15 protein-coding genes are annotated in these 14,978 nt (G+C 70.1%); 5 read left to right on the top strand and 10 right to left on the bottom strand.

From position 1 onward, the window contains the following. Positions 1–117: 117 nt before the first annotated feature. The 9 genes from ACFW16_RS20015 to ACFW16_RS20055 all read right to left on the bottom strand — a co-directional run bounded on the left by ACFW16_RS20015 (position 118) and on the right by ACFW16_RS20055 (position 9,251). A complete protein-coding gene (locus tag ACFW16_RS20015; RefSeq protein ID WP_380308201.1) occupies positions 118–1,431 on the bottom strand; it encodes an LLM class flavin-dependent oxidoreductase in 1,314 nt (437 codons plus the stop codon). A gap of 10 nt (positions 1,432–1,441) precedes the next feature. Further along, a complete protein-coding gene (locus ACFW16_RS20020) occupies positions 1,442–2,221 on the bottom strand; it encodes an amino acid ABC transporter ATP-binding protein (RefSeq protein WP_380308203.1) in 780 nt (259 codons plus the stop codon). Beyond that, positions 2,208–2,993: an amino acid ABC transporter permease gene (locus tag ACFW16_RS20025; protein ID WP_380308205.1), complete on the bottom strand. Its 786-nt coding sequence runs from the start codon at positions 2,991–2,993 to the stop codon at positions 2,208–2,210. Before ACFW16_RS20025 ends, ACFW16_RS20020 begins: the two co-directional genes overlap by 14 nt. After that, the gene (locus ACFW16_RS20030; RefSeq protein ID WP_380308207.1) at positions 2,983–3,711 is read right to left on the bottom strand and encodes an amino acid ABC transporter permease; all 729 of its coding nucleotides are present in this window, start codon (positions 3,709–3,711) and stop codon (positions 2,983–2,985) included. Before ACFW16_RS20030 ends, ACFW16_RS20025 begins: the two co-directional genes overlap by 11 nt. Beyond that, entirely contained in the window at positions 3,708–4,526 is an 819-nt protein-coding gene (locus ACFW16_RS20035; protein WP_380308209.1) for a transporter substrate-binding domain-containing protein, read from the bottom strand. Before ACFW16_RS20035 ends, ACFW16_RS20030 begins: the two co-directional genes overlap by 4 nt. Before the next feature lie 20 nt (positions 4,527–4,546). Beyond that, complete coding sequence (locus ACFW16_RS20040; RefSeq protein WP_380308211.1) at positions 4,547–5,356, bottom strand: transporter substrate-binding domain-containing protein; 810 nt, start codon at positions 5,354–5,356, stop codon at positions 4,547–4,549. A 12-nt stretch (positions 5,357–5,368) separates the two neighbouring features. Continuing rightward, the gene (locus ACFW16_RS20045; protein ID WP_380308213.1) at positions 5,369–6,697 is read right to left on the bottom strand and encodes an MmgE/PrpD family protein; all 1,329 of its coding nucleotides are present in this window, start codon (positions 6,695–6,697) and stop codon (positions 5,369–5,371) included. A 500-nt stretch (positions 6,698–7,197) separates the two neighbouring features. Then, positions 7,198–8,187: a hypothetical protein gene (locus ACFW16_RS20050; protein WP_380308215.1), complete on the bottom strand. Its 990-nt coding sequence runs from the start codon at positions 8,185–8,187 to the stop codon at positions 7,198–7,200. A gap of 53 nt (positions 8,188–8,240) precedes the next feature. Further along, positions 8,241–9,251, bottom strand: a complete 1,011-nt coding sequence (locus ACFW16_RS20055; protein WP_380308217.1) for a LacI family DNA-binding transcriptional regulator — start codon at positions 9,249–9,251, stop codon at positions 8,241–8,243. 140 nt (positions 9,252–9,391) lie between these two features. Between ACFW16_RS20055 and ACFW16_RS20060 the strand changes: the two genes are divergently transcribed. The 4 genes from ACFW16_RS20060 to ACFW16_RS20075 all read left to right on the top strand — a co-directional run bounded on the left by ACFW16_RS20060 (position 9,392) and on the right by ACFW16_RS20075 (position 13,949). Beyond that, on the top strand, positions 9,392–10,750 hold the full coding sequence (locus tag ACFW16_RS20060; RefSeq protein WP_380308219.1) for an ABC transporter substrate-binding protein: 1,359 nt from the start codon (positions 9,392–9,394) through the stop codon (positions 10,748–10,750). A gap of 253 nt (positions 10,751–11,003) precedes the next feature. Continuing rightward, positions 11,004–11,918 (top strand): carbohydrate ABC transporter permease, encoded by a 915-nt coding sequence (locus ACFW16_RS20065; RefSeq protein ID WP_380308221.1) that lies wholly within the window; start codon positions 11,004–11,006, stop codon positions 11,916–11,918. Next, the gene (locus tag ACFW16_RS20070; protein ID WP_380308223.1) at positions 11,911–12,750 is read left to right on the top strand and encodes a carbohydrate ABC transporter permease; all 840 of its coding nucleotides are present in this window, start codon (positions 11,911–11,913) and stop codon (positions 12,748–12,750) included. The genes ACFW16_RS20065 and ACFW16_RS20070 overlap by 8 nt, the downstream gene beginning before the upstream one ends. A 20-nt stretch (positions 12,751–12,770) precedes the next feature. Further along, entirely contained in the window at positions 12,771–13,949 is a 1,179-nt protein-coding gene (locus tag ACFW16_RS20075; protein ID WP_380308224.1) for a glycoside hydrolase family 172 protein, read from the top strand. A gap of 4 nt (positions 13,950–13,953) precedes the next feature. Here the strand turns inward: ACFW16_RS20075 and ACFW16_RS20080 are convergent, their stop codons facing one another. Next, positions 13,954–14,328: a winged helix-turn-helix transcriptional regulator gene (locus ACFW16_RS20080; RefSeq protein ID WP_380308225.1), complete on the bottom strand. Its 375-nt coding sequence runs from the start codon at positions 14,326–14,328 to the stop codon at positions 13,954–13,956. Positions 14,329–14,467: 139 nt separating this feature from the next. Between ACFW16_RS20080 and ACFW16_RS20085 the strand changes: the two genes are divergently transcribed. Next, positions 14,468–14,977, top strand: coding sequence for a (2Fe-2S)-binding protein (locus ACFW16_RS20085; protein WP_380308227.1), 510 nt, complete (start codon positions 14,468–14,470; stop codon positions 14,975–14,977). Position 14,978 lies beyond the last annotated feature (1 nt).

The following is a 14,978-nucleotide window of genomic DNA, read 5'->3' on the forward strand; positions in this document are numbered from 1 at the left end:
TTTCTGCGCTTCCGGTGCTCACGGACTTTAACGTCCGCTGCGCGCCGGTTCTCGAAAACCACGCCAGCCGACTCGCCACAGCGAGTTTCAAGACGGCCCCTGAGCGGCTACCGCCCGTCAGACCACCCAGCGGCTCTGCGGTACCGGCAGCCCGAGGTGGTCCCGCAGGGTCGTCCCCACATAATCCCGCCGGAACAGGCCGCGGTCCTGCAGGATCGGCACCACCTGGCCGGTGAACTCCTCGAAGGCGCCGGGGAAATAGGCCGGCATGATGTTGAAGCCGTCCGCGGCGCCGCCGGTGAACCAGTCGGTCAGCGCGTCCGCCACCTCCTCCGCCGTGCCCCAGACGATGCGGTGGCCGCGGGCGCTGGCGACCAAGTGGTACAGCTCGCGGATGGTCAGGTTCTGCTCGCGCGCCAGGCGGGTCAGCAGCTCGGCCCGGCTGCGGTTCTGGTTCGAGGGCGGCAGCTCCGGCAGCGGCCCATCGAGCGGATAGCCGGAGATGTCGTGGCCCAGCCGCTCCGACAGCAGGAACAGGGCGTTGCTGTCGTCCGACCAGCGCTGCAGCTCGGCATACTTGTCCTTCGCCTCCCGGGTGGTGCGGCCGATCACCGGCATCACCCCGGGCATGACATGGACCTGGTCCGGCCGCCGCCCCTGCGCCGCCACCCGCTCCTTCACGCCCTGGTAGAAGGCCCGCGCCTCGTCGGTGCCGAACTGGGCGGTGAACACGACCTCGGCGATCTTCGCCGCGAAATCCATGCCGACGCCGGAGGAGCCGGCCTGGATCAGCACCGGATGGCCCTGCGGTGTCCGGGCGACGTTGAGCGGCCCCTTGACCGAGAAGAACCGGCCCTTGTGGTTCAGCTCGTGGAACTTCGAGGCGTCGAAGAACACGCCCGACTGCTTGTCCTTCGGGAAGGCGTCCTCGTCCCAGCTGTCCCACAGCCCCTTGGCGACCGCGACGAACTCCTCCGCCACCTCGTAGCGCAGGTCGTGCTCGAGATGCTGCTCGCGGCTGAAATTGGTGGCCGAGCGGTCATAGGAGGTGGTGACCACGTTCCAGGCGGCGCGGCCCCGGCTGAGATGGTCGAGCGAGGCGAAGGTGCGGGCGGTGGTGAACGGGTCGCCATAGGTGGTCGAGGCGGTGGCGGCGAGGCCGATCCTGGTGGTGGTCATCGCCAGCGCGGCCAGGAGCGTCAGCGGCTCGAACCGCACCACCCAGGAGGGGTGGGCGTCGCGGCCGGTGGTCAGGCCGTCGGCCAGGAAGACCATGTCGAACTTCGCGTCCTCCGCCGTCCGGGCGATGCGCTGGATCAGGGCCAGGTCCTGCTCCACCGCCTGCGCCTCCGGGTGGCGCCAACCGGCCACGTGGTGGCCCAGCGGCTGCAGGAACAGGCCCAGCTTCATCTCGCGCTTGGTCTCGCTCATTCTCTCTCGCTCAGATCCGGTCGGAGGGGATGGCCGGCGCGCCCGGCCGGGCCCGGTTCACGAAGGCCCGGGTGCGGTCATGGCGCGGCGCATGGAACAGGGCGGCGGGCGGGCCGTGCTCGACCACCACGCCGCCCTCGGTGAAGTGGATCTCGTCGCTGATCTCCTCGGCGAAGCGCAGCTCATGCGTCACCAGGAGGCAGGTCATGCCGCCGCGCACCAGGTCGCGGATGATCGCCAGCACCTCGCCCACCGTCTCGGGGTCGAGGGCCGAGGTGACCTCGTCGAACAGGATCAGCTCCGGCTTCATCGCCAGCGACCGGGCGATCGCCACGCGCTGCTGCTGGCCGCCGGACAGCTCCGACGGATAGGCGTCGGCCTTGTCGGCCAGCCCGACCCGGTCCAGCAGGGCACGCGCCTCGCGCTCCACCTCGCCCGCATCCCGGCCGAGGGCGCGGGTCGGGGCGATGGTGAGGTTCTGCAGCGCGGTCAGGTGCGGGAACAGGTTGAACTGCTGGAACACGACGCCGACCCGGCGCCACAGCGGCCGCTTGGCCTCGTGCTTGCGCAGGGCGTGGACCGGCAGGCCGCAGACGGTGACGGTGCCGCTCTCGACCGGCTGCAGCCCGGCGATGCAGCGCAGGAGGGTCGACTTGCCCGAGCCGGACGGGCCGATCACCGACACCGCCTGGCCGCGCCGCACCGCCAGGTCGATGCCGCGCAGCACCTTGGTGCCGCCGAGCGTGACCTCGACCCCGGCGAGCTCGGCCAGCACCTCAGCGCCCGGCATGGCGCCGCTCCAGCCGGCGGGTCAGCCGGGCGATCGGGTAGCAGTACAGGAAGAACAGCAGGAACACGGTCAGATAGACCAGCAGGGTGAAGTCGGTGCGGTGCACCGAATTGGCGGCGCGCTGGGCCGTGGTCAGCACCTCGGTCACCCCCACCAGCGAGGCCAGCACCGTGCCCTTGGTGATGATGGCATAGAGGTTCATCCAGGGCGGCAGCATCCGCCGCAGGCATTGCGGCAGGATGATCAGCCGGAAGATCTGGGCCCGGCTGAAGGACAGGCAGCTGGCCGCGTCCCACTGCGCGCTGGGGATCGACATGATGGCGCCGCGGAAGATCTCCGCGACATTGGCCGAGGCCGGCAGGGCCAGGCCGACCGTGGCCTTCAGCCAGTCCGGGAACGGCAGGTAACTGCGTCCGATCACGATCTCGAACGGCAGGATGTAGGTCATGAAATAGATGAAGACCAGCCAGGGCGAGTTGCGGAAGAACAGCACGAAGGCCCGGGCCGGCCAGCGCAGCGGCCGCATCGGCGAGATCTGCAGCGCCCCGACCAGCAGGCCGGCCGCCGTCCCCGCCGCGATCGCCACCGCGCCGATCAGGATGTTCTGCAGAAAGCCCAGCAGCAGCACCGGCATCCACAGCGCCAGCAGGGCGGCGTTGTCCGCGACCTGCGGCCAGAACGTCCAGGCGGCCGCGCCCAGGATTGCGGCCGCGACCAGCCACGGCAGGGCGGCGGTGCGGCGGCGCGGCGCCGCGACGGCGTCACTGACCATAGCCGGGCATCCGCAGCCGATCCTCCAGCCACCGCCCGATGCGGTCGACGCCGAAGGTCAGGATGTTGAAGAACACCAGCAGCAGGATCATCAGCTCGGTGACGTTGTCCCGGTCCGACCAGATCATGATCGAGGCGTAGGTGATGTCGCCGACCGCAATGGCCGAGGCGATGGCCGAGGTCTTCACCAGGTCGATGGCGTTGTTCACCAGGGACGGCAAGGCGAAGCGCAGCCCGATCGGCAGCCGCACCAGCAGGAAGGCCAGCCGCGGCGTCAGGCCCAGCGCGGCCGCGGCCTCCAGCGTCACCTTCGGCACCGCCTCGAGCCCGGCGCGCAGCGCCTCGGCGTTGAAGGCGGCCTTGTAGACCGACAGCACGACCACGACCCAGGCGAAAGGCGTCACCACCGCGCCGGCCTGGCCGCTGACGGCACCGATCAGGGCGTTCAGCGCGAAGAAGGCGAAGTACAGCTGCACCAGCGGCGGCGTGTTGCGGGTCAGCTCGATCTGGGCGCGGATCAGCGCGGCCAGCCAGGGCCGCCGGGTCAGCTGCAGCGCGGTGAGAACGAGGCCGAGCACGAGGCTGCCGAGGATCGACAGCACCGCGATCTCGACCGTCGTCACCGCGCCGTCGAGGAACAGGCCGCGGTCATAGGCCGCCTGGATGAAGCTGAAGTCGAGCCCGAGCGCCGCCAGCCGGTCGATCAGGGTGTCGATCATGACCCGCCGTTCAGCAGCTTCTCGTGCATCTGCGCCAGGAACGGCGACGGCGGGGCGATCTCCCACCGCTTCTCGATCTCGATCAGGCCGCCGCTCTTGTGCAGGTCGCGGATCACGCCGTCGACCAGCGCCGCGGTGTCGTCCTGGCCCTTGCGGACCGCGGCGACCCAGGTGCCGAGCCCGATCAGCGGCAGGTCGGCCTTGTAGTCCTGCCATTCCGGCTGCTTCAGCAGGGAATAGATCAGGGTGTTGTCGTGCACCGAGACGACGCAGCCGCCCGCCCGCAGGGTCGACAGCGCCTCGGCCGAGGTCTTCAGCGCCCGCACCTCGGCGCCGTATTCGGTGGCCAGGAGGCGGGCGTAGTGGCTGCCCTGCGAGGCGCAGGCGGTCTTGCCGTGCAGATCTTCCCACGTCGTGACGCCGCTGTCCTTGCGGGTCATGGCGGCGCCGCCGACCTCGTAATAGGCGGTCGGGATGACGCTGGTCTGCTCGCGCCGCTCCGGCGTGTCGGTGAAGGAGGCGACGAGCAGGTCGACCTTGCCCTGCTGCAGGAACTGGACCCGGTTCGGCGGGTCGACGGTGACGATGTCGAGCCTGACCCCGAGCTTGTCGGCCACCGCCTGGGCGAGGTCGACATTGAAGCCCTTCACCGTGTTGCTGGCGGGGTCGAGGAAACCGAAGGCGGTGCCGTTGACCAGGATGCCGGCGGTCAGCACGCCGCGGTCCTTCACCCGGTCGAGCGTGGAATCGGCTTGGGCCGCGGTGGTACCTACGAGGAGGCCGGCGGCGGCGAGCAGGGTTGCGGCGAGGCGCATGGTCTTGTCGTCCTTCCCGGTTACGGCTGGGCCTGGGCGAGCTGGTCGTGCAGCGCCTGCAGGGCCGGCGACGGGGTGATGTCCCAGGCCTTCTCGATCTCGATCAGGCGGCCGCTCCTGTGCAGGTCGCGGATGATGGCGTCGAGCGCGGCGACGGTGTCGTCCTGGCCCTTGCGCGCCGCGACCTTCCAGTCGCTGACCTCGACCGCCGGCAGGATCAGCCGGTAGCCCTGCCAGGCCGGGTCCTTGACCAGGGCGTAGAGCAGCACGTCGTCATGGGCCGAGGCGACGCAGCCGCCGGCCTTGAACGTCTCCAGCGCCTCGGCCGAGGTCTTGAAGGCCTTGATCTCGGCGCCGTGATGCTCGGCCAGGTAACGGGCGTAGATGCTGCCCTGCGAGGCGCAGACCGGTTTGCCGCGGACGTCGTCCCACCCGGCAACGCCGCTGTCCTGCCTGGTCAGGGCGATGCCGCCGCTGGCGTAGTAGGAGGTCGGCACCATCGCCACCTGCCCGCGCCGCTCCGGCGTGTCGTTCAGCGAGGCGACCAGCAGGTCGACCTTGCCCTGCTGCAGGAACTGGATGCGGTTCGCCGGCTCGACGCTGACCAGCTCGACCTTGGCGCCGAGGCGGCGGCCGATCTCCTCCGCCAGGTCGATGTTGAAGCCCTGGTAGCTGTTGGTCCTGGGGTCGAGCGAGCCGAAGGCGGTGCTGTTGATGCGGATGCCGATCGCGACGGTGCCGCGATCCTTGATCCGGTCGAGGGCGGAATCGGCCTGCGCCAGGGCCGGGATCAGGCCGAGCAGCGCGGCGAGAGCGAGGGAGCGGATCATCGGGGTCTCTGATCAGGCGGCGCGGAAGGCGGCGAACAGGACGGCGAGGTCGTCCCGGCTGCGCATGGTCCGGACGATTTCCGGCACCGCGGCGACCGCCGGGGCGGAGCCGGCGGCGTCGCGGAACTTGGCGGCGAGATCGTCCGCCGGCAGCGGCCGGTCGACCCGGCGCGACAGCACGCGGCCATCGGCCAGGCGGATCTCGACGGTCGAGAAGCGGGTGGCGGGGTCGTTCGAGACCGGCGGGGCGTCCGGGTCGATCCGGCGCTCGACCCGCGAGGCCAGGGCCGCGAGCTCCGGCCGCACCGGCGCATCGGCGAAGAGGTCGAGCCCGAGCCGGCCGTCGGTCAGCGCCGCCGCGACCACGTATTCGACGCTGAACCGGCCTTCCAGGCCGGTGCGCGGCCGGCGCACGGTCAGGGCCGCATCGCCGCCGCGGGCGAAAGTGACGGTCGCATCGACCACCGAGGCCGGGTCGATCGCATGCTCCTGCTTCAGCGCCAGGGCGGCATCGGCGGCGAAGTGGGAAGCCGCACAGCAGGCGTAGCGCTTGAAGATCAGGCCGGGGGAGACGATCTGCCACGGCTCGCCCCAGCCCTCGACCGCGCGCTTCGGCTCCTCCCCGCCATAGACGGCGATGAAGCCGGTCGGGCCGTCGAAGGCGTCCTCGGCCGCGCCGAAGCCGGCCAGGGCCAGCCGGGTGGCGAACAACCCGGCGCGGGCGGCGAGGCCGGCATGCAGCGGCTTGGCGTCGCTGCCGAATTGCAGCCGCAGCCCGGCCGACTGGGTGGCGGCGAGGCCGAGCGCCCGGGCGGTGCCGGCGTCGTCCAGCCCGGCCAGGAAGGCGGTGGCCGCCGCGGCGCCGATGGTGCCCAGCGTCGCGGTCGGATGGAACCCGGCCTCGTAATGCTGCCGGCCGAGGGCGAGACCGATGCGCGCCATCGCCTCGACCCCGACGACATAGGCGTCGAGCAGTGCCGCGGCGGTGCGGCCCTGCTCCTCCGCCAGGGCAAACAGCGCCGGCAGGATCACCGTGCTGGGATGGCCGCCGACGCTGCGCTGGACGTCGTCATAGTCGAGGGCGTGGCCGATGGTGCCGTTGAGCAGGGCGGCGGTCAGCGGCGCCGTGCGCTCGCGCCGGCCGATGACGGAGGCCGTGGCCTCCCCGCCCTCGCCACCCAGCGCAACTTCGAGCGGCGCGATGGCCCGGTCGCCGACGCCGCCGAAGGCCGAAGCCAGGACGTCGAGCACGCCGTCCCGCGCGGCGGCAATCGCCTCCGGGCCCGGGGCCGAGGCGCGGATGAGCCTGACGAGGTCGGCGGTGATCGATGGGTCGCCCATGGCACTTTCGGCAGAACGGGAATGCGCGAGGGCACCGGCGATTTGCCGGACAAAGCCCCTCGCGGCGAGTCATACAGATCATCGCGGCGGATCACAACCCAATTCACAGCCAATCAGCCATGCCGGCAACAAATATCACATAAATAATGTATTTATGATGCCCGGCCCCGCCCTGCCTCTTGCCTCTCCCGCTTGCGGGACTTTTTCGGAACAGCAGCCGGTGTCGACGATCGAACCTCGTAGGTTGGGTTCGCGGCACGCGAACCCAACAGGCGACGGTGCAGTGGCGAGATGTGTTGGGTTCGCCAGGGCGAACCCAACCTACGCGATTGCGCCACACACCGGTTGGCGGGGAGAGGCCACGCGTGTGATTCCGGCCACGGCGACCGGTTCTCTGGTCAGCCGTGCTGGTGGATGCGGGTGAGCATCTGCAGGTGGCGCCACCGGGCGTTGCGCTCTTTGTCCTGGTGGCGGCGTTCGGCCCGTTCGCCGTCGGCCGATCATGGCGGCCCGCGGGGCGGCGCCAAATCGCGCGTGGCCGTGGCGGGCGGCCTGGTGTCGCCGAACGGCCGGTCGTCCTTGGGCCGGGTCAGGGCAGGCTCTCGGTGCTGGTTAAGAACCTCGCCGGCGGCGAGGTTGTGGATGGAGCGCTCGCCCTCGGTCCCGCCGGCATCATCGGTCCCGGCTTTCGTCGCGGCAGCGGGGCCGCCGGCCGGAGGAGCCCCGGGGGGCGGGAGGCCGAGGGCCCGGCACAGGCCGGCGATCAGGGCCTCGATCGGCAAAGCGGTGTCGGCGAGGTCGGTGTCGATGCGCTCGTCCTCGGTCAGCCGTTCCCAGAGATCGGCAGTCAGCTGTTCCTTTGCCTCGGCATCGGTATCTGGAGCCCCGGCGATGGCGGCGCCGACGCCTTGGGCGACGGCCTGGCGCCGGTCGTCCTTCTCGTCCTGCCGGGCCTTCTGCCGGGATTCGGCCTTACGCCGCGCCTCCTCCCGCTCCTGCCGCAGCCTGGCCTTGAGCGCGATGGCGCGGCGGATGCCGAGAAAGAGGCTGCCGAAGCGGGACTCCGCATCCCCGCCGCGGTCGAGATCGCCGGCCTTGAGCGCCGCGACGCCCAGGGCCTGGAAGCCGCGGGCCAGCGCCAGCGCGAGCTCCATCAGCTCGGATAGCATCGCGGCCTCGTCCGCGGCCGGCGAAGCGCCGGCTTGCGCCTCCTCCCGCCGCCGGCGCAGCTTGAGCGCCACGGCGCGGCGGATGGCGAGGAACAGGGTGCTGAAGCGGGCTTCGGCCTTGCCGGCGCCGCCGAGATCGCCGGCCGCGAGGGCGGCGAGTCCTTGGGCCTGGAAGGACCGGGCCATCTCCAGGGCGAGCTTCGTCAGCCCGGACAGCACCTCGGCCTCCCGCACAGCCTCGTCCGCGGCCGGCGAAGCGGCGGGCGGAGCCCCGGCTGTGATGGCATCGACCATTCCCGCATTAGAACAAAAGAAGAACATTTAAGCCAGCGGAATCGTGCGGCTGCACGGCCATCGCAATATCAGGAGGCCGGTCAGCCGATCACGCGGCAGGATTCCCGGACCACCAGCTGCGGCGCGAACACGTCGCGGACCGGCTCGGCCGGCGGCGGGCCGGAGAGGCGCGCCAGCAGGCATTCCACCGCCCGCCCGCCGATCGCCTGCACCGGCTGCACCACCGCGGTCAGCCGCGGCGAGAAGGCGGTGCTCCATTCGAAATCGTCGATGCCGGCGACCGAGACGTCGTCCGGGCAGCGCAGGCCCTGCTCGGCGATCGCCCGCATCACCCCGATCGTGGTCAGGTTGCTGGTCGAGAAGACCGCGGTCGGCTGCGGCCGCCGCTGCAGCAGCGCCGCCGCGGCCCGCATCGCGGTCTCGATGCGGAAATCGCCGCAGGCGGCGAGGTCGTCGTCGAGGGGGATGCCGGCCTCCGCCAGCGCCTCACGGTAGCCCTCGAAGCGGTCGGTCGAGATCGAGATCCCCGGCCGGCCGGTGACGATGCCGATGCGGCGGTGGCCGCTGCGGATCATGTGCTCGACCGCCAGCCGCGCCGCGGCCCGGTTGTCGACCGTGACGGAATCGAAATCGGCGAGGCCCCGCAGGGTGCGGTCGACCAGCACCGCCGGCATGGTGACCAAGCGCCGGATCGCCTCGGCATTGCCGGGCTCGACCCCGCTCAGCACCAGGATCAGCCCGTCGGCGCGCTGGGTGCGCATCAGCCGCAGGTGGCGCAGCTCCTTCTCCGGGTCGTCGGCGGTGGCGCACAGCACCAGGGCGTAGCCGGCGGCGTCGCAGGCCCGCTCGATCGTCGCGGCCAGCGCGGCGAAGAGCGGGTTGGTGATGTCCGGGATCACCAGGCCGATGGTGCGGGTGCGGCCGGTCTTCAGGCTGCGCGCCACCCCGTCCGGGGCGTAGCCCAGCTCGTCGATCGCCGCCAGCACCCGCAGGCGCAGCGTGGCGCTGACCGGTGCCGTCCGGTTGATCACCGCTGAGACCGAGCCGATCGACACCCCGGCCCGGTTCGCCACATCCCGCAATGTCGTCATGACGCCCCGAAGCCGTTGCCAAGCCGCGAATCGGATGATAGCGTCTCTGAAACGTTTCAAACAAGCCGGTGGCAGCTGTATTCCGAAACATCGGAGCGGCTCTGCCGGGCCGCGCCTGTCGCGACAAGGGGAGGACCGCCATGACCCGCCGCAACGGCACCGCCACGTCCGGATACCCGCTCGGCCGCCGGACCATCCTGGCCGCCGGCACCGCCCTGGTCGGCGGCAGCCTGCTGCCGATGCCCTATCTGTCCCGGGCGCGGGCGCAGGAGGGGCCGCTGAAGTTCTGGCAGTTCTATGCGCCCGGCGGCGCCGTGCCGGGACAGGTGCAGTGGTTCCAGGACACGGTGAAGGCCTGGAACGACAGCCAGGAGGCGAAGGTCGAGCTGGAGTACATCCCGACCTCGCAATACATCAACGGCACCAAGCTGCAGACCGCCTTCGCCGCCGGCGACGGCCCCGACATCTTCCTGATCAGCCCGGGCGACTTCCTGCGCTACCACAATGGCGGCGCGCTCTTGGACCTCGCCCCCTATGTCGCGGCCGAGGCCCGCGCCGACTATTACGACACCGCCATCGCCACCCGGGTGGTCGATCAGGGCCTGTACGGCCTGCCGATGGAGGTCGAGCCGATGGCGATCTACTACAGCGTCAAGGCCTTCAAGGAGGCCGGCCTGGGCGAGGCCGACATCCCGAAGACCTGGGACCAGCTTCTGGAAGTGGCGAAACGGCTGACCGACGACCGGCGCTTCGGCATCCTGTTCGAGACCAATCCCGGCTATCACCAGAACTTCACCTGGTACCCGTTCCTGTGGCAGGGCGGTGGCGAGATCGTCGGGAAGGACGGCAAGAGCGGCTTCAACTCCGACGCCGCCCGCGCCGCGCTGAAGTTCTGGCAGGACGCGATCGCCCGGGGCGTCGCACCGCGCAAGCCGCTGGGCTACGGCGCCAACGACATCGCCGCCAATCTCGGCTCCGGCTTCTGCGCCATGCAGAATGTCGGCATCTGGGGCATCAGCGCCCTGCGCAACGCCGACCCGAACTTCGAGTACGGCGTGTTCAAGCTGCCGCTGCCGCCGGGCGGGCAGGACCGCACCGTGGCCGGCGGCTGGGCCTTCGTCGCCAATGCCAACGGCCGCAACACCGAGGCGGCGGGCAAGTTCTGCGCCTGGGCGCTGGGGTCGATGGAGCCCGGCTCGGTGCAGCGCGTCGCCGCCTGGTGCACCAAGGCCAAGAGCGACATGCCGCCGCGCAAATCGGCCTTCGCCGAGGCCACCGCCGCCCAGGCCTATGGCAGCGGCGCGATGAAGACCTTCGCCGAGCAGGTGTTCCCGACCGCCCGCGGCGAACCGCGCGTGCCGCCCCAGGTGTACAAGGCGATCTCCGACGCGATCCAGGCCTGCCAGCTGAACGGCGAGGATCCGGGCAAGCGGGCCGAGATGGCGGCGCAGCAGATCGACAGCTTCCTCGCCGGCTACGACGGCGCGCCGATCTTATGAGCGTGATGATGCAGGGTGCCTCCGATCACTTCCTTAGTCCCCCCTCCCCTCGCGGGAGGGGGCTAGGGGGGGGGGGTTCCCTCGGCCAGGACCGGCATTGCTACACAGGCAGCGGTGATCACGGAGACAACCCGACTCATTCGCGCGCGGACGCGCGCAGACCCCTCCCCCTGCCCCCCTTCCGCAAGGGGAAGGGGGACTCAAAAAGATGACGGGCGGTATGCATACGGCCTCGCGAGCCGAAACCCCGCGAGTGGCAACAACCGCGAAGCGCCGCCGCCTGTCCGCCCGGCATCGCGAGTGGATCGCGGGATATCTCTTCGTGCTGCCCGACGCACTGGGCCTGCTGGTCTTCGTCGGCGGGCCGATGCTGCTGTCGCTCAGCCTCGGCTTCTTCGGCGTCACCGGCTTCGGCGGCTATCGCTTCGTCGGCCTGGCCAACTACCGGCGGATGCTGGCCGACCCGCTGTTCCTGGAGAGCCTGAAGGTCACCCTGCTGTACGTCGTGCTGCTGGTGCCCAGCCTCTACGTCACCGGGCTGGGCCTCGCCCTGCTGGTGCACCGGCGCAGCCGCTTCTCCGGCCTGTTCCGGACCCTGTTCTTCCTGCCGCACATGGTCAGCCTGGTGGTGGTCGGGCTGATCTGGCAGGTGCTGCTGATCGACAAGATCGGCGTGATCAGCCGGCTGTCGGCCGCGATCGGCCTCGGCGGGCTGTCCTGGCTCGGCGACCCGGACCTGGCGCTCTACGCCATCGTGGGCGTCAGCGTCTGGTTCCTGATGGGCTACTACATGCTGATCTTCCTGTCCGGGCTGCAGGACATCCCCCGCGAGTATCTCGACGCGGCGCGGATCGACGGCGCCGGGCCGGTCGCCGCCTTCCGCCACATCATCCTGCCGCTGCTGCGCCCGACCAGCTTCTTCGTCCTGCTGGTGTCGACCGTCGCCGCCGTGGCCGGGGCCCAGACCTTCGACCTGGTCTATGTCATGACCAAGGGCGGGCCCGCCAACTCGACCTCGCTGGCGATCTATTACATCTACGAGCAGGCCTTCCAGTTCGGCGAATACGGTTACGCGGCGGCCATGGCCTCGGTGCTGGTGATCATCCTGCTGGCCTTCACCGCCCTCCTGTTCCGGGCCACGCGCGGCGGGCGCTTCGACTATGACTGACACGGCTGCCCTCCCCGCCCGCGCCTTCCGCCCGGCCGGCACGATCTGGTTCCTGGCCTCCGCCATTCTGGCGCTGATGACCGTGGCGCCGCTGCTGTGGATGCTGTCGATCGCCTTCAAGGGGCCGGACGAGATCTTCGACCCCGGGCTGATCCCGGCACGGCCGACCTTGGAGAATTTCCTCTACGTCTTCACCGAGGTCGATTTCCTGCGCTTCCTCTTGAACACGCTGGCGGTCGCCGGGTCGGTGACGGTGATCGCGCTCCTGTTCCACTCCATGGCCGGCTACGCTCTGGCCCGGCTGCGCTTCCCGGGGCGCGAGGCGATCTTCCTCGGCATGTTCTCGACCTTCCTGATCTCGCTGCCGGTGATCATCGTGCCGCTGTTCATCCTGGTGCGGCAGCTGGGCCTGGTGAACAGCTATGGCGGGCTGATCATCCCGGCGATCTTCAACGCCTTCGGCATATTCCTGCTGCGCCAGTTCTACCTGAACGTGCCGCGCGAGCTGGAGGAGGCGGCGTTCATCGACGGCGCCGGCTACTGGCGGGTGTACTGGAGCATCGTGCTGCCGCTGTCGCGGCCGATCCTGGCGGCGCTCGCGATCTTCTTCTTCCTGGCCAACTGGAACGCCTTCCTGTGGCCGCTGACCATCACCACCGACCCCAAGCTGTGGGTGGTGCAGGTCGCGGTCGCCAGCTTCCAGGCGCAGTACTCCGCCTCCTGGAACTACATCATGGCCGCGTCGACGGTGGTGGCGCTGCCGACCCTGCTGCTGTTCGTCCTGTTCCAGCGGCAGATCATCGAATCGATCAAGACCGGCGGGCTGAAATAGCCGCCGCCACGGGAGACTTCATGATGCAGAGCAATGCCGGATTGTCGCCGCTGCGCGGCCTCGCCAAGCTGCGCCAGGCCCGCACCCGGCGCTTCTCCAGCTGGGACCGCACCGGCGGCAACGACGACCGGCTGCACATCGCCCCGGGCGAGACGGTGACGATCGCCGAGACGGCGGGCGCCGGCGTGGTCACGCATATCTGGGTGACCATCAACTGCGCCAGCCGGCACGCGCTGCGCAAGATCGTGCTGCGCGCCTGGTGGGACGGCGAGGCCGAGCCCAGCATCGAATGCCCGCTCGGCGACTTCTTCGGCATGGGCCACGGCCAGACCCGCAACTTCGCCAGCCTGCCGCTGCAGATGAGCCCGCAGGACGGCCGAGGCTTCAACTGCTATTTCCCGATGCCGTTCGGCAGCCATATGCGCTTCGCCGTGACCAACGAGGCCGAGCACGAGCTGCTGTTCTACTACTACATCGATCTCGAGCTGCACGACGCGCTGGAGGACGGCCTCGGCCGCTTCCACGCCCAATGGCGCCGGGCCGCGCCGCAGCCCTTCGACGAGGCCGGCCTGTCCAACGAGGAGGTGCTGTTCGGCGGCGTCACCACCGACGGAGCGAAGAACCACACCATCCTCGATGCCGCCGGCCACGGCCACTATGTCGGCTGCCTGCTGAGCGTCTACTCGCTGCGGCGGTCGCGGGACTGGGACTGGTACGGCGAGGGCGACGACATGATCTTCGTCGACGGCGAGCCGGGCCTGTCCGTGCCCGATGCCGGCCGCAAGCGGCAGATCGCGGCGGAGCCGGTGCTTCCGGTCATCCCCGACCGGCCGGAGAGATCAGCCGGCGCCAACGACGCCTGGCCGCCGACCCTGCACGGCACCGGCACCGAGGACTACTTCAACACCGCCTGGTGCCCGAACCAGGAATACTCCGCCCCCTATCACGGCATCATCGCCGGCGGCGGACCGAACTGGCAGGAGCCGGTGACCCTCTACCGCTTCCACATCGAGGACCCGGTGGTGTTCCGACGGTCGATCCGGGTGACGATCGAGCGCGGCCACGCCAACCGCCGCGACGACGAGGTGTCGAGCACCGCCTTCTGGTACCAGGCCGAGCCGCACAAGCCCTTCCCGCCCCTGCCCGAAGCGGCGGAGCGGCTGCCGAGCTTCCGCGCGCCGTTCGAGGAGAGGGGCTGATCCGCTAAGGCAGCCGTTCCAGCGCGGCACCGTGCGGTTGCCGACGCTGCCGGACCGTGCCGACCCGTTCCGCATGCTTCTCGCCCCAGTCGGCGAGCGGGCCGAGCGCCTGGTTGAGCGAGGCGCCGAGCTCCGTCACCGAATATTCCACGCGCGGCGGCACCTCATGGAACACCTCGCGGTGGACGAGGCCGTCCGCCTCCATCTCGCGCAGCTGCTGGATCAGCATCTTCTCGCTGATTCCCTGCACCAGCCGCTTCAGCTCCCCGAACCGGCGGGGCTCGGCCTGGATCTCCCACAGGATAAGGGCCTTCCACTTGCCGCCGATGACCTCCAGGGCGGGCCCAAGGCCGCAGCTGTAGGGCTGCTCTCCTCTCATGTTCCTGCTGCTCCGTAATTCTTACCATAGGGTAAGTACCTGACTTTTAAGTAGGTACTTGAGGAAAATCAAGGAGCTCATACCTTTCGGAGCGAACGAGCCGAACCCGGCCTCGGGCGCAGCAGGAAGGGCGAGACACATGGACGCCGACCCCACCATCATCGAACATCCCGGGCAGGCGCCGGCCGACGCGACCCTGCTGGTCAACGGCTGCACGCAGCACCTACGGATCGACCCTCGGGTCACGCTGCTCGACGCGCTCCGCGACCATCTCGGCCTGACCGGGACCAAGAAGGGCTGCGACCGCGGCGAATGCGGCGCCTGCACGGTGCATATCGATGGCCGCAGGGCATTGTCGTGCCTGACGCTCGCGGTCATGGCCGAGGGCCGCGAGATCACCACGATCGAGGGGCTGGCCGAGAGCGACCGGCTGCACCCCGTGCAGGCCGCCTTCATCGAGCATGACGCGTTCCAGTGCGGCTTCTGCACCCCGGGCCAGATCATGTCGGCGGTCGCCTGCATCCGCGAGGGGCATGCCGGCTCGGACGACGAGATCCGCGAGTCCATGAGCGGCAATCTCTGCCGCTGCGCCGCCTATCCGCAGATCGTCGCCGCGGTGCGGGCCGCGGCGGCCGCAACCGGGATCTGAC

The sequence above is a fragment of the Inquilinus sp. NPDC058860 genome, from assembly GCF_042743185.1.
Taxonomy (GTDB): domain Bacteria; phylum Pseudomonadota; class Alphaproteobacteria; order DSM-16000; family Inquilinaceae; genus Inquilinus.

What these genes read in the sequence shown, in the direction of transcription:
- ACFW16_RS20015 (WP_380308201.1), bottom strand. Translation starts at nt 1,431, where the DNA reads ATGAGCGAGACCAAGCGCGAGATGAAGCTGGGCCTGTTCCTGCAGCCG.
- ACFW16_RS20020 (WP_380308203.1), bottom strand. Translation starts at nt 2,221, where the DNA reads ATGCCGGGCGCTGAGGTGCTGGCCGAGCTCGCCGGGGTCGAGGTCACG.
- ACFW16_RS20025 (WP_380308205.1), bottom strand. Translation starts at nt 2,993, where the DNA reads ATGGTCAGTGACGCCGTCGCGGCGCCGCGCCGCCGCACCGCCGCCCTG.
- ACFW16_RS20030 (WP_380308207.1), bottom strand. Translation starts at nt 3,711, where the DNA reads ATGATCGACACCCTGATCGACCGGCTGGCGGCGCTCGGGCTCGACTTC.
- ACFW16_RS20035 (WP_380308209.1), bottom strand. Translation starts at nt 4,526, where the DNA reads ATGCGCCTCGCCGCAACCCTGCTCGCCGCCGCCGGCCTCCTCGTAGGT.
- ACFW16_RS20040 (WP_380308211.1), bottom strand. Translation starts at nt 5,356, where the DNA reads ATGATCCGCTCCCTCGCTCTCGCCGCGCTGCTCGGCCTGATCCCGGCC.
- ACFW16_RS20045 (WP_380308213.1), bottom strand. Translation starts at nt 6,697, where the DNA reads ATGGGCGACCCATCGATCACCGCCGACCTCGTCAGGCTCATCCGCGCC.
- ACFW16_RS20050 (WP_380308215.1), bottom strand. Translation starts at nt 8,187, where the DNA reads ATGTTCTTCTTTTGTTCTAATGCGGGAATGGTCGATGCCATCACAGCC.
- ACFW16_RS20055 (WP_380308217.1), bottom strand. Translation starts at nt 9,251, where the DNA reads ATGACGACATTGCGGGATGTGGCGAACCGGGCCGGGGTGTCGATCGGC.
- ACFW16_RS20060 (WP_380308219.1), top strand. Translation starts at nt 9,392, where the DNA reads ATGACCCGCCGCAACGGCACCGCCACGTCCGGATACCCGCTCGGCCGC.
- ACFW16_RS20070 (WP_380308223.1), top strand. Translation starts at nt 11,911, where the DNA reads ATGACTGACACGGCTGCCCTCCCCGCCCGCGCCTTCCGCCCGGCCGGC.
- ACFW16_RS20075 (WP_380308224.1), top strand. Translation starts at nt 12,771, where the DNA reads ATGATGCAGAGCAATGCCGGATTGTCGCCGCTGCGCGGCCTCGCCAAG.
- ACFW16_RS20080 (WP_380308225.1), bottom strand. Translation starts at nt 14,328, where the DNA reads ATGAGAGGAGAGCAGCCCTACAGCTGCGGCCTTGGGCCCGCCCTGGAG.
- ACFW16_RS20085 (WP_380308227.1), top strand. Translation starts at nt 14,468, where the DNA reads ATGGACGCCGACCCCACCATCATCGAACATCCCGGGCAGGCGCCGGCC.